The 18,919-nt window shown below is 61.4% G+C and carries 23 protein-coding genes; 7 read left to right on the top strand and 16 right to left on the bottom strand.

Annotation, left to right across the window (positions count from 1 at the left end):
• Window positions 1-24: 24 nt before the first annotated feature.
• Window positions 25-1,452 (top strand): bifunctional D-glycero-beta-D-manno-heptose-7-phosphate kinase/D-glycero-beta-D-manno-heptose 1-phosphate adenylyltransferase HldE, encoded by a 1,428-nt coding sequence (gene hldE, locus QUE41_RS00720; RefSeq protein WP_286341115.1) that lies wholly within the window; start codon window positions 25-27, stop codon window positions 1,450-1,452.
• Window positions 1,453-1,514: 62 nt separating this feature from the next.
• Here hldE and lpcA read toward each other — a convergent pair whose 3' ends face one another.
• The 3 genes from lpcA to QUE41_RS00705 all read right to left on the bottom strand — a co-directional run bounded on the left by lpcA (window position 1,515) and on the right by QUE41_RS00705 (window position 4,191).
• Window positions 1,515-2,090 (bottom strand): D-sedoheptulose 7-phosphate isomerase, encoded by a 576-nt coding sequence (gene lpcA, locus QUE41_RS00715; protein WP_286341114.1) that lies wholly within the window; start codon window positions 2,088-2,090, stop codon window positions 1,515-1,517.
• A gap of 74 nt (window positions 2,091-2,164) precedes the next feature.
• On the bottom strand, window positions 2,165-3,199 hold the full coding sequence (locus QUE41_RS00710; RefSeq protein WP_286341113.1) for a glycosyltransferase family 4 protein: 1,035 nt from the start codon (window positions 3,197-3,199) through the stop codon (window positions 2,165-2,167).
• Between the two features lie 47 nt (window positions 3,200-3,246).
• On the bottom strand, window positions 3,247-4,191 hold the full coding sequence (locus QUE41_RS00705; protein WP_286341112.1) for a polysaccharide pyruvyl transferase family protein: 945 nt from the start codon (window positions 4,189-4,191) through the stop codon (window positions 3,247-3,249).
• 169 nt (window positions 4,192-4,360) lie between these two features.
• On the opposite strand from QUE41_RS00705, the gene QUE41_RS00700 reads away from it, so the two are divergent.
• The gene (locus QUE41_RS00700; RefSeq protein WP_286341111.1) at window positions 4,361-5,455 is read left to right on the top strand and encodes a glycosyltransferase family 4 protein; all 1,095 of its coding nucleotides are present in this window, start codon (window positions 4,361-4,363) and stop codon (window positions 5,453-5,455) included.
• Between the two features lie 51 nt (window positions 5,456-5,506).
• Here the strand turns inward: QUE41_RS00700 and QUE41_RS00695 are convergent, their stop codons facing one another.
• The 6 genes from QUE41_RS00695 to rfaD all read right to left on the bottom strand — a co-directional run bounded on the left by QUE41_RS00695 (window position 5,507) and on the right by rfaD (window position 11,601).
• A complete protein-coding gene (locus tag QUE41_RS00695) occupies window positions 5,507-6,514 on the bottom strand; it encodes a WavE lipopolysaccharide synthesis family protein (RefSeq protein WP_286341110.1) in 1,008 nt (335 codons plus the stop codon).
• Window positions 6,515-6,518: 4 nt separating this feature from the next.
• Complete coding sequence (locus tag QUE41_RS00690; protein WP_286341109.1) at window positions 6,519-7,595, bottom strand: hypothetical protein; 1,077 nt, start codon at window positions 7,593-7,595, stop codon at window positions 6,519-6,521.
• Window positions 7,596-7,599: 4 nt separating this feature from the next.
• Window positions 7,600-8,466 (bottom strand): phosphotransferase, encoded by an 867-nt coding sequence (locus QUE41_RS00685; RefSeq protein ID WP_286341108.1) that lies wholly within the window; start codon window positions 8,464-8,466, stop codon window positions 7,600-7,602.
• Between the two features lie 399 nt (window positions 8,467-8,865).
• Window positions 8,866-9,630 carry a glycosyltransferase family 2 protein gene (locus QUE41_RS00680; RefSeq protein WP_286341107.1) on the bottom strand — a complete coding sequence of 255 codons (765 nt, stop codon included), beginning with the start codon at window positions 9,628-9,630 and terminating at the stop codon, window positions 8,866-8,868.
• A complete protein-coding gene (waaF, locus tag QUE41_RS00675) occupies window positions 9,627-10,649 on the bottom strand; it encodes a lipopolysaccharide heptosyltransferase II (protein WP_286341106.1) in 1,023 nt (340 codons plus the stop codon). The genes QUE41_RS00680 and waaF overlap by 4 nt, the downstream gene beginning before the upstream one ends.
• A gap of 10 nt (window positions 10,650-10,659) precedes the next feature.
• Window positions 10,660-11,601, bottom strand: a complete 942-nt coding sequence (rfaD, locus tag QUE41_RS00670; protein ID WP_286341105.1) for an ADP-glyceromanno-heptose 6-epimerase — start codon at window positions 11,599-11,601, stop codon at window positions 10,660-10,662.
• Between rfaD and QUE41_RS00665 the strand changes: the two genes are divergently transcribed.
• Together QUE41_RS00665 and coaD are read left to right on the top strand one after the other, a co-directional pair.
• Window positions 11,600-11,791: a hypothetical protein gene (locus QUE41_RS00665; RefSeq protein ID WP_286341104.1), complete on the top strand. Its 192-nt coding sequence runs from the start codon at window positions 11,600-11,602 to the stop codon at window positions 11,789-11,791. The genes rfaD and QUE41_RS00665 overlap by 2 nt on opposite strands.
• Window positions 11,792-11,830: 39 nt before the next feature.
• Window positions 11,831-12,319: a pantetheine-phosphate adenylyltransferase gene (gene coaD, locus QUE41_RS00660; protein ID WP_286341103.1), complete on the top strand. Its 489-nt coding sequence runs from the start codon at window positions 11,831-11,833 to the stop codon at window positions 12,317-12,319.
• A gap of 16 nt (window positions 12,320-12,335) precedes the next feature.
• Here coaD and mutM read toward each other — a convergent pair whose 3' ends face one another.
• The 5 genes from mutM to radC all read right to left on the bottom strand — a co-directional run bounded on the left by mutM (window position 12,336) and on the right by radC (window position 14,899).
• The gene (gene mutM / locus QUE41_RS00655; RefSeq protein WP_286341102.1) at window positions 12,336-13,148 is read right to left on the bottom strand and encodes a bifunctional DNA-formamidopyrimidine glycosylase/DNA-(apurinic or apyrimidinic site) lyase; all 813 of its coding nucleotides are present in this window, start codon (window positions 13,146-13,148) and stop codon (window positions 12,336-12,338) included.
• Entirely contained in the window at window positions 13,141-13,593 is a 453-nt protein-coding gene (locus QUE41_RS00650) for a hypothetical protein (protein ID WP_286341101.1), read from the bottom strand. Before QUE41_RS00650 ends, mutM begins: the two co-directional genes overlap by 8 nt.
• 98 nt (window positions 13,594-13,691) lie before the next feature.
• Window positions 13,692-13,862 (bottom strand): 50S ribosomal protein L33, encoded by a 171-nt coding sequence (gene rpmG, locus QUE41_RS00645; protein WP_028112610.1) that lies wholly within the window; start codon window positions 13,860-13,862, stop codon window positions 13,692-13,694.
• Between the two features lie 11 nt (window positions 13,863-13,873).
• Window positions 13,874-14,110: a 50S ribosomal protein L28 gene (gene rpmB / locus QUE41_RS00640; protein ID WP_028109346.1), complete on the bottom strand. Its 237-nt coding sequence runs from the start codon at window positions 14,108-14,110 to the stop codon at window positions 13,874-13,876.
• Window positions 14,111-14,224: 114 nt separating this feature from the next.
• Entirely contained in the window at window positions 14,225-14,899 is a 675-nt protein-coding gene (gene radC, locus QUE41_RS00635; RefSeq protein WP_286341100.1) for a RadC family protein, read from the bottom strand.
• Between the two features lie 103 nt (window positions 14,900-15,002).
• On the opposite strand from radC, the gene coaBC reads away from it, so the two are divergent.
• Genes coaBC through slmA form a run of 3 tightly spaced genes read left to right on the top strand, consistent with a single transcriptional unit; the run spans window position 15,003 to window position 17,286 of the window.
• The gene (gene coaBC / locus QUE41_RS00630) at window positions 15,003-16,208 is read left to right on the top strand and encodes a bifunctional phosphopantothenoylcysteine decarboxylase/phosphopantothenate--cysteine ligase CoaBC (protein ID WP_286341099.1); all 1,206 of its coding nucleotides are present in this window, start codon (window positions 15,003-15,005) and stop codon (window positions 16,206-16,208) included.
• A 9-nt stretch (window positions 16,209-16,217) separates the two neighbouring features.
• Entirely contained in the window at window positions 16,218-16,676 is a 459-nt protein-coding gene (gene dut / locus QUE41_RS00625) for a dUTP diphosphatase (protein WP_286341098.1), read from the top strand.
• A gap of 16 nt (window positions 16,677-16,692) precedes the next feature.
• Window positions 16,693-17,286, top strand: coding sequence for a nucleoid occlusion factor SlmA (slmA, locus tag QUE41_RS00620; protein WP_286341097.1), 594 nt, complete (start codon window positions 16,693-16,695; stop codon window positions 17,284-17,286).
• 72 nt (window positions 17,287-17,358) lie between these two features.
• Here slmA and pyrE read toward each other — a convergent pair whose 3' ends face one another.
• Both pyrE and rph read right to left on the bottom strand, forming a co-directional pair.
• Window positions 17,359-18,000 (bottom strand): orotate phosphoribosyltransferase, encoded by a 642-nt coding sequence (gene pyrE / locus QUE41_RS00615; protein ID WP_286341096.1) that lies wholly within the window; start codon window positions 17,998-18,000, stop codon window positions 17,359-17,361.
• Between the two features lie 70 nt (window positions 18,001-18,070).
• On the bottom strand, window positions 18,071-18,790 hold the full coding sequence (gene rph / locus QUE41_RS00610) for a ribonuclease PH (RefSeq protein WP_286341095.1): 720 nt from the start codon (window positions 18,788-18,790) through the stop codon (window positions 18,071-18,073).
• Between the last annotated feature and the right edge of the window lie 129 nt (window positions 18,791-18,919).

The following is an 18,919-nucleotide window of genomic DNA, read 5'->3' as shown; positions in this document are numbered from 1 at the left end:
CAATGAACTAAGGGTTCCCAGGCAATGAAAGTATCCCTGCCCTCCTTTAATCAATCCCGGGTGCTGGTCGTCGGCGACGTGATGCTGGACCGCTATTGGGATGGCCCCACGGGTCGCATCTCTCCGGAAGCCCCGGTCCCCGTGGTGAAGATCAATGAGATCGAGGACCGCCCCGGCGGTGCCGCCAACGTCGCCCTGAACATCGCCGCCCTGGGAGGCCAGAGTGAGCTCATCGGCCTGGTGGGCCAGGATGAGGCCGCCGACACCCTGATCAACAAGGTGCAGGGCCTGGGGGTCACCCCCAACCTGGTGGCCCTGGACAGCGCCCCCACCATCACCAAGCTCAGGGTGATGTCCCGCAACCAGCAGCTGATCCGCCTTGATTTCGAGGAGGCCTTCGGCACAGGTGGCGAACAGGCGATCAACGACAAGACCGAGCAGGCGCTGGAGCGTGCAGGCGTGGTGGTGGTGTCCGACTACGCCAAGGGCGCTCTGTCGGACGTTCAGGAGATTCTGCGCCTGGCCCGCAAGGCCGGGGTTCCCAGCCTGGTGGATCCCAAGGGCACCGATTTCGAGAAATACCGCGGCGCCACCCTGCTGACCCCCAATATGGGTGAGTTCGAAGCCGTTGTCGGCAAGGTCACCGACGAAGCAGACCTGGTGACCAAGGGGCTGGCCCTGATCGAACAGTTTGAATTTGATGGCCTGCTGGTGACCCGCTCCGAGAAGGGGATGACCCTGCTGCGTCCGGGTCAGCAGGAGCTGCACCTGCCCGCCATGGCCCGGGAAGTCTATGATGTCACCGGTGCCGGTGACACGGTGATCGGCACCCTGGCGGCCTCACTGGCCGCGGGCAGCGATCTGGCCCAGGCCTGTGCCCTGGCCAACGCCGCCGCCTCGGTGGTGGTAGGCAAACGCGGCACCTCCACCATCTCTGCCGTGGAGCTGGCCTCCATGGTGGCCTCCATGCACGACGAGAGCGGCTTTGGCGTGATGAGCGAGAGTCAGCTGCTGTACGCAGTGGCCGATGCCAAGGCGCGCGGCGAGAAGGTGGTGATGACCAACGGCTGTTTCGACATCCTCCACGCCGGCCACGTCAGCTACCTGATGCAGGCCCGCAAGTTGGGGGACCGCCTGATTGTGGCGGTCAACAGCGACGACTCGGTCAAACGCCTCAAGGGGGAAGCCCGCCCGGTGAACAACCTGGAACGACGCATGAGCGTGCTGTCCGCCCTGGGCGCCGTGGACTGGGTGGTGCCCTTCGGTGAGGACACCCCGCAGCGGCTGATCGCCGAAGTCCTGCCCGACCTGCTGGTCAAGGGGGGCGACTACCAGGTGGAGCAGATCGCCGGCCACAAAGAGGTGATCGCCAACGGTGGCGAAGTGAAGATCCTCGGCTTTGAAGATGGGGTCTCCACCACGGAGATCATCAAGAAGATCAACAGCAACTGATCTCCTTCCCAGAAAACAAAAAGAGGCGCCAAGGCGCCTCTTTTTTGTTTTTAGAGCAAAGCTCAGCCCGCCATCTGCTCCTCGATGAGCATGATCAGGATGTGAATCACCTTGATGTGCACCTCCTGAATGCGGTCGGCGTACCCGAAGTGGGGCACCCGGATCTCCACGTCCGCCAGGTTGGCCATCTTGCCGCCGTCCTTGCCGGTGAGCACCACGGTCTTCATCCCTTGGGCCCGAGCCGCCTCGATGGCGTTGAGGATGTTCTGGGAGTTGCCGCTGGTGCTGATGCCGAACAGCACATCCCCTTTGCGCCCCACCCCTTCGATGAAGCGGGAGAACACATGCTCGTAGCCGTAGTCGTTGCTGACGCAGGAGAGGTGGCTGGGATCGGACACCGCAATGGCGCCATAGGCGGGGCGGTTGTCGCGATAGCGGCCGGTCAGCTCTTCGGCAAAGTGCATGGCATCGCAGTGGGAGCCACCGTTACCGCAGGAGATCACCTTGCCCTCCAGCTTGAGGGAGTCGGCAATCAGCCGGGCCGCCGCTTCAATGGCCGCCAGCTGGGCCTCGTCATTGAGGAAGCTGTCCAGCACCTGGGCCGCTTCTGTCAGCTCTCGGAGAATACTCTGCTTCATAACGCAGTCCTTTAGTCTTGGCCATCCCTGACCGGGTTAAGGGCCCGCCCACTCCGGCGGACTCAAATCGAAACTTAGCTCAACAGCTCGTGATACAGGGCCTGGTAACGCTCGGCCACACTCTGGGGGGTAAAGTCCGCCAGCCGCGCCTTGGCACCACAGGCCAGTCTGGCTTGCAGCTCGGCGTCGCCAGCCAGGCGCACTATCGCCTGCTCCAGGGCCTGGCTGTCACCGGCGGGCACCAGCAGGCCGGTCACCCCATCTTCAATCATGTCCGGGATGCCGCCGGCGTCGCTGCCGATCACCGGAGTACCATGTTGCCAGGCTTCCAGCACGGTGGAGCCCAGTCCCTCGTTGAGGGAGGGGAACACCATGAGATCCATCGCCGCCAGGTAGTGGCCCACCTCGGCCTGATGTCCCAGGAAGCGCACATTCTCCAGCCCCTCGGCCTGAGCCTTGAGTTCCTGCTCATCGGCGCCGGCCCCCAGGAAGATGAACTGCATCTGCGGCTGGCTGCTGCCCAGGCGCGAGGCCGCCTCTATGGTCAACTGGTAGCCTTTATGGTGGATCAGCTTACCCACCTGACCCACGATCACCTTTCCAGGGAATTGGTTACGAATCTCGGCCACTTTGTCGGCATCGGCTTCGAACGCAGAATAACTGCTGGGAATGATGCTGGTGGCAATCTCACCGGAGAGTTTGCCGACCTGGGCGGCAATGGCCCGGCTCAGGCACACCACCCGCTGGGCCCGGCTGTAACCCATTCGGGTCAGCCGGTTGGATTTGAGCGGGTTGTCCACCCGGCGGGTGATCACATAGGGGTTGCCGTGCAACAGGTTCTGCAGGGCGCACCAGTACACCGCCTTACCGTCGTGGGCGTGCAGCAGGGTCCCCTTGGGCAGGCGCCGCCGCACATGGCCAGTCAGGTGATGGTTGATGTGGATGATGGTGACATCCAGATCCGCCAGGTGCTGATTCAGGGGCGAGTCTGCCCGAATTACCGCACTCTGACGCACCTCGCCCCGGCCAGCCAGGGTGCGGATCAGGTTCAGGGTCTGGCGCTCGCCGCCGCTGAACCCCTTTGCCAGATTCACATGGCAAATATGCATCGTCTATTCCCGTCGTTCACTAGCGTGCCGGCGTGCCGGCACAGAGATTATTGGTGGAACTTGCCTGCCAGGAAGTCCCCATACAAACCGTCGAGGCACTGAGCCAAACGCTCGGTCACCTCCTCCACCACGGCATCGCTGCTCTGATGCACCTTGCCGTCACGACTGACCGCCATGATCGCCTCACACAGCCCGTCAATCTGAGCCGGGGTCGCCTTGGTGTAGGCGTTGGGCAGACGCGCCCACTTGCTGGGACCCACACCCAGCTTGCTCATGCCCCGCTTGAAGCCGTGCTCCACGCTCTGGCCCAGATTCAGGGGGTAGTGGGCCACGAAGGGCAGAGGAGTCACCTCCAGATCCATCTTCAGTGCCCGGGTAAAGTCACGCCACTTCTCCGGCATAAACTTGGGGCTGAAGCTCACCGGCACCCAGGGCACCCGCAGGGCGTCGGACACGATGGCGCCGTGCATCGCCTCGGTGATCACCAGCTCGGAGGCCAGCAGATCCTCTAGGAAACTGTCCACGGGCTGACGGGCGGTGATCATCTTGATGCCGCACTGGTCGCAGATCGCCTGCCAGTCTGCAAAGTCCTCACTGCTGTGGTGAGGAATGAAGGCGATCTTGTGCTTCTTGACCGGATTGCGGTACTCCACCAGATTGCGCAGCAGATAGGCACCGTCGGCAATCACCTTGGAGGCGTCCACCCCCAATTGGCGGGCAGTGTGCTCCCCTCGGACACAGTAGATGTACCAGCTGTCATTGATGGCCGGAGGCGTCCCAAATCCCGCACCGGAGCTGAAGACAACATTGGCGCGATTGGCGTTGAGATTGCTGCGATCGATGCGCTTCTGGTCTAGAATGGTGCCGATCCCCAGAAAGGCAACCTTGTCGGATTCATCTTCAAACGCTTTGGGCATCAGCTTGGGGAACATCCAGGGATTGAGATCATCCCCAAAGTTACCCAGCTTACTGTGACAGTACTCTAAATACACGGCAGACTCGCATGGTGACGGGAAAAGAGGAAAAGTGTACCACGGTATCTTCAGCCGATCCCATGCCGCCGACTTTCGGGTTCAGTCACCATTCATCAATCTCCCTCTACCCTGCTCATTTTCATTGATATAATGCGCCCTTCTCCCCCCCCTAAGCCAAGGTAATGCCATGTCATTCAAACTCCTTATCATCAGCTCCTACAAGGACACCTGGAACAGCGTGCGTCCCGAAGCGGAGATCTTCATTGGCATGGCCAAGCTGGGGGTAGACGTCACCCTGATGACCCAGGGAGACGCGGATTATGTGCCCAGGTTCCGGGAAAATGGGGTTAAGGTGATCGACTTCCACCCCAAGAAGAAGTTTCAGTGGAGCGCCGTCAAACGGATTCGTCAGGAACTGAAACAGGGGGGCTACGACGCCGTCTACATGTTCAACAACAAGGCGATCACCAACGGCCTGTTTGCCGCCATCGGCCTGGATGTGAAGATGGTCAGCTACCGAGGCCAGACCGGCAACATCAGCCGCTGGGATCCCAGCAGCTACCTGACCCATCTGCACCCCCGCCTGGATGGCATCCTCTGTGTGGCCAATGCGGTGCGCGATGATCTGCGCAACCACGTCTGGATCAACCCGGAGAACGTGGCCACCGTCTACAAGGGCCACAGCCTGGAGTGGTACCAGGACACCCCGGCGGATCTGAGTCAGTTTGGCGTGCCAGACGGCGCCTTCACCTTCGGCTGTGTGGCCAATGCCCGTCCCCGCAAGGGCCTGCCGGTGCTGCTGGCGGCCACCCATCACCTGCCGGCAGACAGCAACATTCACCTGCTGCTGGTGGGCGGCGGTATGGACACCGACGAGGTGCGCGCCCTCATCGACGCCAGCCCCATGAAAGAGCGCATCCACCTGGCGGGTTTCCGCACCGACGCCCCGGCGCTGATCGCTTCCTGCAGCGCCTCCATCCTGCCCTCCACCAAGCGGGAGGGGCTGCCCAAGACCGTCATTGAAGCCATGGTGTATGGGGTGGCTCCCATCGTCTCCGACACCGGCGGCAGCGCCGAGCTGATCGTCGACGGCGAGAGTGGCCTGGTGGTGCAGCCCGGTGACGACGCCGGCCTGGCCAAGGCGATGCAGACTCTGTGGCAAAGCCCGGAACAGACCCTGGAGATGGGCCGCCTGGCCAAGGAGCGCATCGAAGCGCACTTCCACACCAGTCAGTCAGCCGAGCAGACCAAGGCTTACTTCGAGCGGCTGCTGGGTCACTAACCCCTTCCAACAGCAGGGCCGATCAAACTGACCGGCCCTGTTGGTCTCACCTCAGGCCAAGCTGTTCCTGACCTTCTTCTTCAGCCGCATCCGTCCCTCCAGCCATTTGGGCGGCAACAGCAATCCCCGCAACACGCCGATGCGAAGCCGGTCCGCCCAGTCGCCAGGAATATAGTGGTCTGGGGCACAATGACGCCGATAGAGACGCTGCCACCCCAGATGATGCAGATAGGTGATCAGGCTGCCGGTGCGGTTGGCCCGCTCGCGGCCGCTGAATTTGGCATTCAGCCCCAGCCCGATCACCTCAGGCTCCCCCACCACCAGGTTGTTGGCAAAACAGAGATCCGACAGGTGCTTCAGTCGCGGCGTCATCTGATGCAGATGCTCAATGGCCAGCCCGGAATCAAACCGACCCAGCGCCGCCAGCCACAAATTTTGGGTGCAATCCGGCATGTAGTAGGGGAAGCCCTCGTGCTGCTCCCGCCCCGCCTGTCTCGGGTTGTAGGGCAGATCCTCAAACAGCGGGAAGTCCCACAGGGCGATCACATCCTGAGTCAGGCCAAAGTAGAAGAAATCGCAGGCGTGAAACACCACAGGCAGCCCCTTGGCGTACTCCCGGGTGAAGGTGTTGTTGACCACCACCCGCTCCTGCAGAAACCGACACCGCTCATTGCGGGCGCCAAACTTCTGCTGCAGGGCCTTGAACTGATCCCCCACCAGGAAATTGTCCGATCTCAGCTTCATGGCGTAGCGGGTTGTCACCCGCTTGAGGCCATTGATGGTGGAGACAATCTGGCGGTTGTTGTTGACCCGGTCCGGGGTGCCGTCCCGGCGGTAACGGTTGATGTTGGGACCCGGGTCGGCGCTGAGCACCAGCTCGTCATAGTCCAGCCCCTCAACTGGCTGCCCTTCCCAGGTGCTGAGGATGATGGTGGCACCGGGCAGATGCTGACGGATGCTTTTCAGGGCGCGGGCGGTAATTCCCTCGTCCATGGGACGATCGGCCAGGGCCTGCACCGGCCCCTGGACCACCACGCTGATGTCACTGTTGTTGATCATGCTGTCAGTCCAGGTCGATGTAAAAGCCCACGGAATCTTCGAGTTTCTCCTTCAGATCCGCACTGTTGCGCTTGATGTTGATGGCATCACAACTCTTATAGGGGTTGGACTTGGCGTAGTCGTTGATGACGATGCGCCGGCCGTGCACCAGCCCCATGATCAGCTGGTCATACTTAATCCCCTCGCGCTCACACTGATCGATGGTGGCCTGACGGAACTTCTCCTTTCTGGAGGTGGTGAGGATGATCTCCACCTTGCCCGAGGCGTGCAGGGCATTCAGGGTAGCCACATTGGGGGCAATGGCGTCGGTGGTGCCCCACTTTGGCTCGGTAAACTGGCCTGAGTTGCGCACCAGGGTGCCGTCGAGATCCACAAACAGGGTGGAGTACTGGGCCTTGTAGGCGTTCCACTCCTTGATGGTGCCCCAGTCCACGTAGTGCGCCACCTGCTGGTGGGCAAAGTGCTCACCGTCGAGAATCATCTTGAAGATGATGTGGGACAGGTAGAGATCCGCCTCCTCTTTCATCGCCTCGAAGTAGCTGATGAACTGCTCGGCACAGGCAAAGCCATAACCGCCGACACAGAACAGGCTGGAGACAATTTTCTTCTCCACGATGTTCATGATGCAGCCGTCGGCATTGAGCTCCACATAGCTCTTGTTGCGGGCGTTGACGTTCTCCAGCTTATGCAGGTCGTAGCAGGAGACGCTGTTGCCCGACGTCGGCAGATCCACGAAGTAGTTGTCGGAGTCCTTGATGTAGATGGGCCCCCGGATCCTGGCCTGCTCTATGCCCCGGGCCACGGTCTCCGGCTGGTTGCGGGTCTGCTCATCCAACAGCACAAACTCCACCCGATCCGCCAGCCCCAGCGCCTCAAACTGCTCCTGCAGGGCCGCCACAAAGCCATACTCCCGCTCATGCTCTGCCAGGCCCACCAGGTAGATTCGGGACACCTGGGCCATATCCAGGCCCTTGACGGCTTCGACCACCATAAAGTCGCCACGGGGATGGGTCAGCATCCACTTGGGCTTGAGATCCGGGAAGCGGGAGGAGCGGCCCGCGATGGGAATGATGATGTTCATAGGGTCAGTATCCTAATCGGGCCAGGGTCGAGATGGTGAACTCGGTCACCCCGGCGTGCTTTTCGTAAGGGAAGATTCGGGAGATGTTGATGGCCTGGATCAGACGATAATGATCCCGGTACCACTGAAATTGCTGAAAATGCCGGTCCAGCCTGGCGTCGATGTAAGCCATGACGGCGCGATACCTGGCACCGTCCAGCGGCCCCTGGGTCATCAGCCGGGACCAGTGAAACTGGGTATCCTGGCGCAGCTTGGCCACGTCCAGCAGCGGCGAGTCCAGGTAGCTGTCGAGAAAGTCGAAGATGCCGATGCGGCTGCCGTCGGCACTGATCATCATGTTGGCCAGGGTCAGATCCCCATGGGTGTGGCCCACGGGCACCACCACTGTGGTGCTTTCCACCTCACGGCGAAGGTTGGCCAGCTGACGCTCTTTCACCGCCTGCCTGGCACTGCCTCTGATCTTCTCGGCAATCTCATCCAACTTCTTAAGAAAGACCTGGGCATGAATGGTCTCCAGCCGGGATTCTCTGAGTTCCAGCTGAATATATTCGATGATCTGGTCGATAAATGCGTCGATCTTGTTCTTGGAGGATTTCAGGAAAAACTCGGCGTAGTCCTGATAATTCAAATACTCCATCACTGCGGTATAAGGCGGGTGCCCCTCAGTGCGATCTTCCACCTCTGCCAATATTTCCGGCACATGAATAAAAGGCAGATCCACCCGATTTCGGGCGTCCTTCTGTTTGCCAATCTGATCTTTCAGTCTGGCCACATAGGCACTGTCGGTCGCCACCTTGGAGATGGCCAGTTGCCCCTGATGACGGACCAGCCGCAGGGCGCAGCCGGAGTTACCTTGTACATTGATTTCCATACAAACACTCTATGGACTGGATGGTTCGCCCCACAGGGAGCAGCAGAGGTTTCACCTCCGCAGGCATGCGTCTTATTCCAGCACGGCCACTGTCGCTAAAACGTCAACGACAGGTGGTCGAACGACAAACGAATAAAAAACAGAAAAGTTGGAGATTGGCCGAAATTATCACGGCGCGCTTTTCGAAACGTAAGGGGGTGTAATGACTCTGTAAGGGGAATTCTGCTGATAACAATGTCAATGAATTACCCAGACCAAATTAAGTTTCGCTCAGCCTTTAGTTGAAAGGAAATTATTAACAAGGGTGATGTTGGCTGTAATTCCCCCACAAATATTGCGCAAATAAAGTCGGAGAAAATAAAAAAGGCGCCCGAGGCGCCTTTTTTTATTGTCCGCACGTCAACGGCGATTCTGCATCACCCACAGGGCAAAATACTTGTTGAACACATAGTGGCTGGACTGCAGCGCCAGCAGCAGGCCATGGCGCCCTTCCAGGCACCCCAGCTGCAGCAGGTACTTACGGATAAAGCACCACAGACTGCTGCCGATGATCCCCGCCACGCTGGTGCGCTTGCCCTTGGCATGACGCGCCTGTGCCCAGGCCGTGGCGTAGTTCAGGGACTTGCCCATGTAGCCCTGGAAGTCGTCCGACGTATAGTGGAGCAGGTCCCCTTTGAGGGCACGCACCTTCTCCTTGGGCGCCGCCACCGCCTCATGGACCATGGCATCGTTGTAGCGATAGCTCTCCCGGGCGTGCAGCCGCACCACCGCATCCGGGTACCAGCCACTGCGGCGGATGAAACGGCCGAAGAAATCACTCAACCGGTTCACCCGATAGGCCAGCTGAGGATCCGGGTCCGCCAGCACCGCTTCGATGGAGGCGCGCAACTGTGGGGTGACCACCTCATCGGTGTCCAGCCACAGAATCCAGTCTGCGGTCACGTGCTCCTGGGCCCGCTGACGCTGAGGGCCAAAGCCGGGCCAGTCACTGCTGTGAAACACCTTGGCACCCGCCTGCTCCGCCAACTCCAGGGTGTTGTCACTGCTGCCACTGTCGAGGATGACAATCTCATCCACCCAGTTGACGCTCTCCAGCACCTGGGCGAAGCGGGGGCCGGCGTTCTTGGTGATCATGGCACAGGCCAGGCGTACGCTGCGGCTCATGCTGGGCTCTCCACCGCCTCAAGCACCTGCTCGACACTGATGCCGGTCAGACACTTGTAGTGGCCATAGGGACACTCCCGCTTGAAGCAGGGCGCACAGTCTGTGGGCACCGACACCACCACCGCCCGCTCACTCAGGGGCGGGGTGAATTCGGCGCTGGAGGAGCCATAGATGCCGACGGTTTTCACCCCGGTGGCGGCGGCCACGTGCATCAGGCCCGAATCGTGACTGACCACGGCGGTGGCCAGGCTGAACAGGTCGATGGCGTCCACCAGCTGGGTCTTGCCACAGAGATTGAGGATGTGGGGGCTGTCGCCGGCGGCGATGGTGTCACCGGCGGCGGCTTCCTTGGGCGAACCTATGACCCACACCTGGTAACCCTTGGCCACCAGGGTCTGAGCCAGCTCGGCATGACGCTCCAGGGGCCACTGCTTGGCGGGACCATACTCGGCACCGGGACAGAGGCAGACCACCGGACGGCTGAGATCCAGACCCAGCTTGGCCACCACCTGATCCCGATTGGCCTGGTCTATGCCCAGAACCGGGTTGAGCACCTCGATGGGCTGGCGCGCCTGCTCGGCGGTCAGGCCCAGAGAGATAAAGCGGGTCACCGTCTGATCGGCGATGCGGCCGTCGATCTCCCGGGGCAGACGCTTCCTGGCGTCGGTCAGCATCCAGCTGCGCAGCTCGCCGCTGAAGCCCACCCGCTCGGGAATGCCGGCGAAGAAGGGGGTGACCGCGGTCTTGAAGGAGCGGGGCAGGATGATCGCCTTGTCGTAGCCGCGTCCCTTGAGGCTGAGGCCCAACTGCGCCCGGGGGCCCAGGGCGGTTTCGCCATGCTTGAACGCCAGGTCCAACGCCTCGTTCACCTCCGCCATCCGCCGCACTACAGGCAGGGAGAAGGTGGGGGCGAGCACGTCGATCACCGCCTCGGGATCCTGCTTGCGCAACTGACGCAGCAGGCTGTGGGCCATCACCATGTCACCGATCCAGGCGGGCCCCACTACCAGATATTTCATCGACGCCGTCCTACTGGTTCAGCCAGGCCAGGTACTCAGCTACGCCCTGGGCCACGGTCTTGAAGGGGCGGTCGTAACCGGCGGCACGCAACTTGGCCATGTCCGCTTCGGTGAAGCTCTGGTAACGGCCCTTGAGCTTGTCGGGGAACTCGATGTACTCCACCTGGCCCTTGCCGTGGAAGTCGATCACCGCGTCGGCCACCGCCTGGAAGGGTTCGGCGGCGCCGGTGCCCAGGTTGTAGATGCCGGACTCGGCCTTCTCCTGCCAGGCCCACAGGTTCACCTGGCACACGTCGCCGACGTAGATGAAGTCACGGGTCTGGCCGCCGGCTTCGTAGCCGTCGTAGGCGCCGAACAGTTTGGGATTTTCGCCCTTGTGGATCTGGGTGTTGAGGTGGAAGGCCACGCTGGCCATGCCGCCCTTGTGCTGCTCACGGGGTCCGTAGACGTTGAAGTAGCGGAAACCCACCACTTGGCTTTCGAAGGTGGGCAGCAACCGGCGCACATACTGGTCGAACTGGAACTTGGAGAAACCGTAGACGTTCAGAGGCTTCTCGTGGGTACGATCCTCCTTGAACACCGGGCCCATGCCGTACACCGAAGCGGAGGAGGCGTACAGGAAGGGGATCTTACGGTCCAGGCAGTAGTGCAGCAGCACCTTGGAGTACTCGTAGTTGTTCTCCATCATGTAGCGGCCGTTCCACTCTGTGGTGGAGGAGCAGGCGCCCTCGTGGAATACCGCCTCCACCTCACCGAAGTCGTGTCCCGCCTTCACCAGCTCCAGGAAGCGATCCTTCTCCAGATAATCGGCGATGTCACAGTCCGCCAGGTTGACGAACTTGGTGCCATCTTCCAGCTCATCCACCACCAGGATGTCGGTACGTCCCTGGTTGTTGAGCATCTTCACCAGGTTGCTTCCAATAAACCCGGCTCCACCGGTCACAATAATCATGATCTCTGTCCAAACCTCTGTTCGGGGCCACCGCGCCGCCGACGCCATGCCGACGGGGGGCCAAATTCAACTGGGGGCAGTATACCCTGCCCAAGTTTTCCGCACCAATGGCACGGTGCCCAAGGTGATCTTCGCCACCCTGAGCCGGGGTGATTTTTCCGGTGCCGGGATGATCTCCGGCGCTAATTGACTTAGCATCAATAATTCAATCCTTTCCACTTGAATACCTATGAAACGAATTGCCATCTACCCCGGAACCTTCGACCCCATCACCAATGGCCACCTGGACCTGATCAAGCGCAGCGCCAAGCTGTTTGACAAGGTGGTGGTGGGCATCGCCGCCAGCGCCAGCAAACGACCTTTGTTCGATCTGGAAAAACGGGTGGAACTGGCTCAGGCGGTCACCGCCGACATGGACAACGTGGAGATTCAGGGGTTCACCGGGCTGCTGGTGGATTTTGCCAAAGATCAGAACGCCGACGTGCTGATCCGCGGCCTGCGGGCGGTAGCGGATTTCGAGTACGAGTTTCAGCTGGCGGGGATGAACCGCCACCTGCACCCGGAGATGGAGACCATCTTCCTGACCCCGGCCCAGGAGTACACCTTCATCTCCTCCTCCCTGGTGAAGGACGTGGCCTTCCACGGCGGCGATGTCAGCAACTTCCTCCACCCCATCGTGGAACAGGCGGTGGCCGAGGAGATGGCCAGCCGCCAATGATTCAAGGTGCCAGCGCTCAGCGCTGACAGCTGGGGCAGTAAGTGGTGGTGCGCTGTCCCAGCTTCACCGTCTGCAGCTCATCGGCACACACCGGACAGGGCTGGCCCCCTTTGCCGTACACCAGCAGCTCCTGGGCGAAGTAACCCGGCTTGCCATCGGCCTGGGTGAAGTCTTTCAAGGTGGTGCCCCCCTGGGTGATCGCCCGGCTCAATACCCCCTTCACCTCGGTCACCAACCGCTCGATGGCCGTCGGCGTCAACTCGCCTCCGGGCTTGCGGGGATCGATGCCGGCACTGAACAGCGCTTCGTTGGCGTAGATGTTGCCGACGCCCACCACCACGTGATTGTCCATCAGCGCCAATTTGACTGCCTTGGTGCGCCCCTTAAGGCAGTTTGCCAGGTGTTGGGCATTGAAGGCCGCAGAGAGTGGCTCAGGGCCCAATTTGGCGATGAGTGGGTGGGCGTCCAAGGGCAGGGTCCACCACAAGGCGGCGCCAAAGCGCCTGGGATCGTTCAGTCGCAGCACCGCACCACTGTCCAGCTCGATGTCCAGGTGATCGTGTTTCTCCGGCGGCGGCGCCGGCGACAACACCCGCAGGCTGCCAGACATCCCCAGGTGCAGGATCAGCACCCCGGCCTCACTCTCCACCAGCAGATACTTGGCCCGGCGGCTGACGGCGGTGATCACCTGCCCCTCCAGCTGCAAAATCTCCGGTGGCACTGGCCAGCGCAGCTTGGGCTGACGCACCACCACCCTGGCCACGGTGCGTCCCATCAGATGGGGTGTCACCCCCTGACGGGTAACCTCAACCTCCGGCAGTTCAGGCATCCTTCTCCTCCTGATTCAGCAGCGCCTCTCCCTGGGCCGACAGCAGCTTCCACCACTGCTCCTGCCCCAGCAGTTTCAGGTACCCCAGCTCCGGATAGAGCAGCACCGTCACCGGCGACTTGCCATTGTCCAGATAAAGATCCACCTGGACCGGCCCCCTGGGCAGAGGATCCGGGGCATTGATGGGCAGCAGTCGGGCGTCGCTCCACAGGGCCATCAGCCCATTGAGGCGCTCCGCCTCAAGCACCGGAGCCGACAGCCAGCCATCGCCATCACGGCGCACCACCAGCTCCTGAAACACCAGGGCCTCGATGCTGCTGCCCTCGGGCAACAGCGGATAGCTGCTGGATTTGGGGCTCACCAGGTTGGTGACATAGAGCAACAGCATGCCAAACAGGGAGAGGGCGATGATCAGCGCGTTGTTCCAAGTGCGACGTTTGGCCATGGCGGGCCTCAGGGTAGCCAGTATTGAGTTCGATTGTAGGTTTTTGGCGGGCATAAAAAAACCCGGCAGATGCCGGGTTTTCTCAAGGTGCCGATCAATTACTTGATCTTGGCTTCCTTGTACAGAACGTGCTTACGAGCCTTAGGATCGAACTTTTTGATTTCGAACTTTTCAGGCATGTTGCGCTTGTTCTTGTCAGTAGTATAGAAGTGACCAGTACCAGCAGTGGATACCAGACGGATCTTCTCACGACCACCTTTAGCTGCCATGATTTATCTCCTTAAACCTTCTCACCGCGGGCACGCAGTTCAGCCAGAACTACATCGATACCCTTCTTATCAATGATACGCATACCTTTGGTGGATACGCGCAGCTTCACGAAGCGCTTCTCGCCTTCAACCCAGAAACGGTGGGTTTGCAGGTTGGGCAGAAAACGACGCTTAGTGTGGTTTTTAGCGTGGGAAACGTTGTTCCCGGTTACCGGACGCTTGCCGGTAACTTGACATACTTTAGACATTTCAGTCTCCAAAATATTGCTCGAGCATCATTGTACCTCGTATGGCCGTCGCCCGAGGCACACGAAGGGCGCATTTTATACAAGATAAAGAAGCAAAGATCAAGCAAACTGAGCTTATAGCCATCCTCTTTCGGCAAATGAGCAGCACTCGCCGTGGCCGATGACCAAATGATCAAGCACCGATACGTCGATCAGTGCCAAGGCATTCTGTATCCGTTTGGTGATGGCGCGATCGGCCTGGCTGGGTTCACTCACCCCGCTGGGATGGTTATGGGCCAGGATCACCGCGGCGGCGTTGGCAGACAACACCGTCTTCACCACTTCCCGGGGGTACACGTTAGCGGCGTCTATGGTACCACGAAACAGCTCGGTAAGTTCCACTACTCTGTGCTGACTGTCGAGCAGCAGCATGGCGAACACTTCGTGGTGACGATGACCCAGGGTCGCCTGCAGATAATCGCGGGCGGCGTGAGGGCTGTTGAGGGCGCTCCTGGCCTGGCTGCGCTCCCCCAGGCAGCGCCGCCCCAGCTCCCGGGCCGCCTGCAGCTGCACGTATTTGGCCGGCCCCATGCCGTGGATGGCGGTGAAGCTGTCCGGGGGCATCCCCAGCAGGGCATTGAGGCTGCCCGCCTGACCCAACGCCTGTCGGGCCAGTTCTACCGCACTGACGCCACTGTGGCCGGTGCGCAGAAAGATCGCCAACAGCTCCGCATCGCTGAGGGCCTGGGCCCCGCGATCCATCAACCGCTCCCTTGGCCGCTCCGACGCGGGCCAGTCTCCAATTGCCATAGGGTTCCCTCCCTGATGCTGCTGCAGTTAGTGACCCGGTCGTCACCGACCCGGTCCGCCATGTGTTATCTTAGGCGCCACTCTCAGAAAACGACCAATGGCCATGAGCAAAATCACCCGAAATATCGTGCTGGGGATCTCCGGTGGCATCGCCGCCTACAAGGCCCCCATCCTGGTTCGCCGCCTCAAGGAGACCGGCGCCGACGTCCGCGTTGTCCTCAGCGGCGGCGCCAAGGCGTTTGTGACCCCCATGTCGCTGCAGGCGGTGTCTGGCCACGCCGTGGCCCACGATCTGCTGGACCCGGCCGCCGAGCTGGGAATGGGCCACATCGAGCTGGCCCGCTGGGCCGATGAGGTGATCATCGCCCCCGCCAGCGCCAACTTCATCGCCCGCATGGCCAACGGCATGGCGGATGAACTGATCACCGCGGTCTGCCTGGCCACCGAGGCCCCCATCCGGGTCTGCCCGGCAATGAATCAGGTGATGTACCTGGCCCAGGCCACCCAGGCCAACCTCGCCACCCTGAAGAGCCGTGGCGTGACCCTCTGGGGCCCGGCCAGTGGCGATCAGGCCTGCGGCGAAGTGGGCCCCGGCCGCATGCCGGAACCGGAAGAGATCACCGCCCTCTCCCTGGCCGCCGCCCAGGCGGACGCCGCACCCGGCCCCCTGGCCGGCAAGAAACTGCTGCTCACCGCCGGTCCCACCCGGGAAGCCCTGGACCCGGTGCGTTACCTCTCCAACCACAGCTCCGGCAAGATGGGCTTTGCCCTGGCCGAGCAAGCCGCCCGCCTCGGGGCCGAGGTGACCCTGGTCAGCGGCCCGGTCAACCTGGCCACCCCGGATGGCGTCACCCGCATCGACGTGGACTCCGCCCAGCAGATGCTGGACGCGGTGATGGCCGAAGTGGAGCGTCATGAGATCTTCATCGGCTGCGCCGCCGTGGCCGATTACCGCCCGGTGAGTGCCGCCTCGGACAAGATCAAAAAGTCTCAGGAAACTCTGACCATTGAGATGGTGCGTAACCCGGACATCCTTGCTACAGTAGCCGGCCACAGTAAGCGACCGTTCACTGTCGGCTTCGCCGCCGAAACCCGGGATGTGGAGCACTACGCCCTGGATAAGCTGGCCCGCAAGAAGCTGGACATGATCGCCGCCAATGACGTCTCCAAGCCTGGCCAGGGGTTCAATGCGGACAGCAATGCACTGACCCTGTACTGGCCCGGAGGCAGCAAGGATTTGGGCCACAGCGACAAGGCCACCCAGGCTGAGGCACTGCTGCTGACCATCGCAGAGAAACTGACGAACTAAGAGACAAGAATGAAAACACCCATCGAGCTTAAAATTCTGGACGCCCGCCTGGGCAGCGAGTGGCCCCTGCCCGAGTACGCCACCCCAGGCTCTGCTGGCATGGATCTGCGCGCCATGGTGGACGAACCTCTGGTGCTGGAGCCCGGTCAGAGCCAGCTGGTGCCCACCGGCATGGCGATCCACATCGGCGACGCCAGCCTGGCCGCCACCATCCTGCCCCGCTCCGGCATGGGCCATAAGAAGGGCATCGTCCTGGGCAACCTGGTCGGTCTCATCGACTCCGACTATCAGGGACCGTTGATGTGCTCCCTGTGGAACCGCAGCAGCCAGACCGTCACCATCGAGCCCGGCGAGCGTGTGGCTCAGCTGGTGTTCCTGCCCGTGGTCCAGGCCGCCTTTACCCAGGTCGAGTCCTTCGACGCCAGCGAGCGCGGCGAAGGCGGTTTCGGCCACTCCGGTACCAAGTAACTCCGGAGTCACGACCATGAGCAGTAATAACAAAAGCAACCGTCGCGAGCAGATCCTGCAGTCCCTGGCCAAGATGCTGGAGACCTCCCCCGGAGAGCGGATCACCATCTCCAAGCTGGCCGCCGAAGTGGGCGTGTCCGAAGCCGCCCTGTATCGTCACTTCCCCTCCAAGGCGCGGATGTTCGAGGGGCTCATCGAGTTCATCGAAGACGCCCTGCTCTCCAGGATCAATCTGATCATGGAGGAGGAGGAGGACACCATGGTGCGCTGCCAGCTGATCCTGCAGCTGCTGCTGACCTTCGCCGAGCGCAACCCGGGGATCACCCGACTGCTGACCGGCGACGCCCTCACCGGGGAACAGCAGCGCCTGCGTGAGCGGATGAACAAGCTGTTCGCCCGCATCGAGACCAACCTCAAGCAGGCCCTGAGAGAGAAAGCGATTCGGGAAGGCTCCGGCTTCTACCTGGAGGAGGGGATGCTGGCCAACCTGCTGCTCTCCTACGCCGAGGGTCGCATCGCCCAGTACGTGCGCAGCGAGTTCAAGGTGCTGCCCACCGAGCGCTTCAGCGAACAGTGGGCCTTCATCCAGCGCCAGCTTCTGCAAAGCTAAACGGCTGCGAAATGAGACGAAAACGGCGCCATCTGGCGCCGTTTTTCTTTGAAATCCAGGAAAGCCTGGAAATCAGATGCCGTACTGGGCGCGGTAGGCGCTCACCTGTTCCAGCTCCTGCTCACGGCCCGGCTGCTCCTGCAGATAGGCGATGAGATCCCCCAGGGTGACGATGGCGATGATGGAGCAGCCGTAATCCCGCTCCACCTCCTGGATGGCCGACAGCTCACCCTTGCCCTTCTCCTGGCGGTCCAGGGCGATCAGCACCCCGGCCAGAGAGGCGTCATTGGCCTGGATGATCTCCATGGACTCGCGGATGGCGGTGCCGGCGGTGATCACGTCGTCCACCAGCATCACCCGACCGGCCAGCTCGGCGCCCACCAGGTTGCCACCTTCGCCGTGGTCCTTCTTCTCCTTGCGGTTGAAGCAATAGGGTTTGTCGGTACCGTGGTGATCCGCCAGGGCCACCGCGGTGGTGGTGGCGATGGGGATCCCCTTGTAGGCGGGGCCGAACAGCAGGTCATACTCGATGCCGGAGTCCGCCAGCGCCGCCGCGTAGAAGCGGCCCAGGCGCGCCAGATCGCCACCGGTATTGAACAGGCCCGCGTTGAAGAAGTAGGGGCTCTTGCGGCCAGATTTCAAAGTAAACTCGCCAAAACGCAGCACGTTACGTTCCAGGGCAAACTCGATAAATTCTCGTTGATAAGCTTTCACTCTATTCCGACCTTATTCTCGTTGTGTGGGTACAAAAAAGGCGACCTCTCAGTCGCCTTCAATAAAACAGTTATCCTTCGGCCAACGCCGATTTCTGGGCTTCGACGATGTCGTGAATCCCCGACTTGGCCAGGGCCAGCATCTCCAACAACTCCTCGTGGGTGAAGGGTTCGCCCTCGGCGGTGCCCTGCACCTCGATCATGCGGCCATCCTCTGCCATCACCACGTTCATGTCGGTTTCGGCGGCGGAGTCTTCCACGTACTCCAGATCGCACACCGCCTGACCGTCCACCACGCCCACGGACACTGCGGCCACCATGAACTTCAGCGGGTCCACGGTCAGCTTCTTGTCGCGCTGCAGGCCGTTAAGGGCATCCACCAGGGCCACGCAGGCGCCGGTGATGGAAGCGGTACGGGTGCCGCCATCGGCCTGGATTACGTCGCAATCCACGGTGATGGTGTACTCACCCAGCTTCTCCAGGTCCACCGCCGCACGCAGGGAGCGGGCGATCAGTCGCTGGATCTCCAGGGTGCGGCCACCCTGCTTGCCCCGGGCCGCTTCCCGGCCGCTGCGGCTGTGGGTGGCGCGAGGCAGCATGCTGTACTCAGCGGTGACCCAGCCCTGGCCCTTACCCTTGAGGAAGCGGGGCACGCCCTCTTCGACGGTGGCATTACACAGCACCTTGGTGTGGCCGAACTCCACCAGTACGGACCCTTCCGCATAACGGGTGTAGTTACGGGTCAGGGTAATGGGGCGAGTCTGGTTGGGGGCTCGGTTGTCTGGACGCATGAATAGTGCCTTGGCTCTGAAAATGTGCGGCACATTATACCGATCCGACCCCCTGGACGCGAGGCTCTCTCCCGCTGTGGGTAGTTGGTTGTTTAACCAGCATTATCTGATATAACTGAATCATAGCCC

The sequence above is a fragment of the Ferrimonas sp. YFM genome (assembly GCF_030296015.1).
Lineage (GTDB): Bacteria > Pseudomonadota > Gammaproteobacteria > Enterobacterales > Shewanellaceae > Ferrimonas.
Note: the sequence above shows the minus strand (reverse complement) of the source record. Positions and strands in the feature narration are given on the sequence as shown.

Coding starts and splice junctions, on each gene's coding strand:
- hldE (WP_286341115.1), top strand. CDS start 25: ATGAAAGTATCCCTGCCCTCCTTTAATCAATCCCGGGTGCTGGTCGTC.
- lpcA (WP_286341114.1), bottom strand. CDS start 2,090: ATGAAGCAGAGTATTCTCCGAGAGCTGACAGAAGCGGCCCAGGTGCTG.
- QUE41_RS00710 (WP_286341113.1), bottom strand. CDS start 3,199: ATGCATATTTGCCATGTGAATCTGGCAAAGGGGTTCAGCGGCGGCGAG.
- QUE41_RS00700 (WP_286341111.1), top strand. CDS start 4,361: ATGTCATTCAAACTCCTTATCATCAGCTCCTACAAGGACACCTGGAAC.
- QUE41_RS00695 (WP_286341110.1), bottom strand. CDS start 6,514: ATGATCAACAACAGTGACATCAGCGTGGTGGTCCAGGGGCCGGTGCAG.
- QUE41_RS00690 (WP_286341109.1), bottom strand. CDS start 7,595: ATGAACATCATCATTCCCATCGCGGGCCGCTCCTCCCGCTTCCCGGAT.
- QUE41_RS00685 (WP_286341108.1), bottom strand. CDS start 8,466: ATGGAAATCAATGTACAAGGTAACTCCGGCTGCGCCCTGCGGCTGGTC.
- QUE41_RS00680 (WP_286341107.1), bottom strand. CDS start 9,630: ATGAGCCGCAGCGTACGCCTGGCCTGTGCCATGATCACCAAGAACGCC.
- waaF (WP_286341106.1), bottom strand. CDS start 10,649: ATGAAATATCTGGTAGTGGGGCCCGCCTGGATCGGTGACATGGTGATG.
- QUE41_RS00665 (WP_286341104.1), top strand. CDS start 11,600: ATGATCTCTGTCCAAACCTCTGTTCGGGGCCACCGCGCCGCCGACGCC.
- rfaD (WP_286341105.1), bottom strand. CDS start 11,601: ATGATTATTGTGACCGGTGGAGCCGGGTTTATTGGAAGCAACCTGGTG.
- coaD (WP_286341103.1), top strand. CDS start 11,831: ATGAAACGAATTGCCATCTACCCCGGAACCTTCGACCCCATCACCAAT.
- mutM (WP_286341102.1), bottom strand. CDS start 13,148: ATGCCTGAACTGCCGGAGGTTGAGGTTACCCGTCAGGGGGTGACACCC.
- QUE41_RS00650 (WP_286341101.1), bottom strand. CDS start 13,593: ATGGCCAAACGTCGCACTTGGAACAACGCGCTGATCATCGCCCTCTCC.
- rpmG (WP_028112610.1), bottom strand. CDS start 13,862: ATGGCAGCTAAAGGTGGTCGTGAGAAGATCCGTCTGGTATCCACTGCT.
- rpmB (WP_028109346.1), bottom strand. CDS start 14,110: ATGTCTAAAGTATGTCAAGTTACCGGCAAGCGTCCGGTAACCGGGAAC.
- radC (WP_286341100.1), bottom strand. CDS start 14,899: ATGGCAATTGGAGACTGGCCCGCGTCGGAGCGGCCAAGGGAGCGGTTG.
- coaBC (WP_286341099.1), top strand. CDS start 15,003: ATGAGCAAAATCACCCGAAATATCGTGCTGGGGATCTCCGGTGGCATC.
- dut (WP_286341098.1), top strand. CDS start 16,218: ATGAAAACACCCATCGAGCTTAAAATTCTGGACGCCCGCCTGGGCAGC.
- slmA (WP_286341097.1), top strand. CDS start 16,693: ATGAGCAGTAATAACAAAAGCAACCGTCGCGAGCAGATCCTGCAGTCC.
- rph (WP_286341095.1), bottom strand. CDS start 18,790: ATGCGTCCAGACAACCGAGCCCCCAACCAGACTCGCCCCATTACCCTG.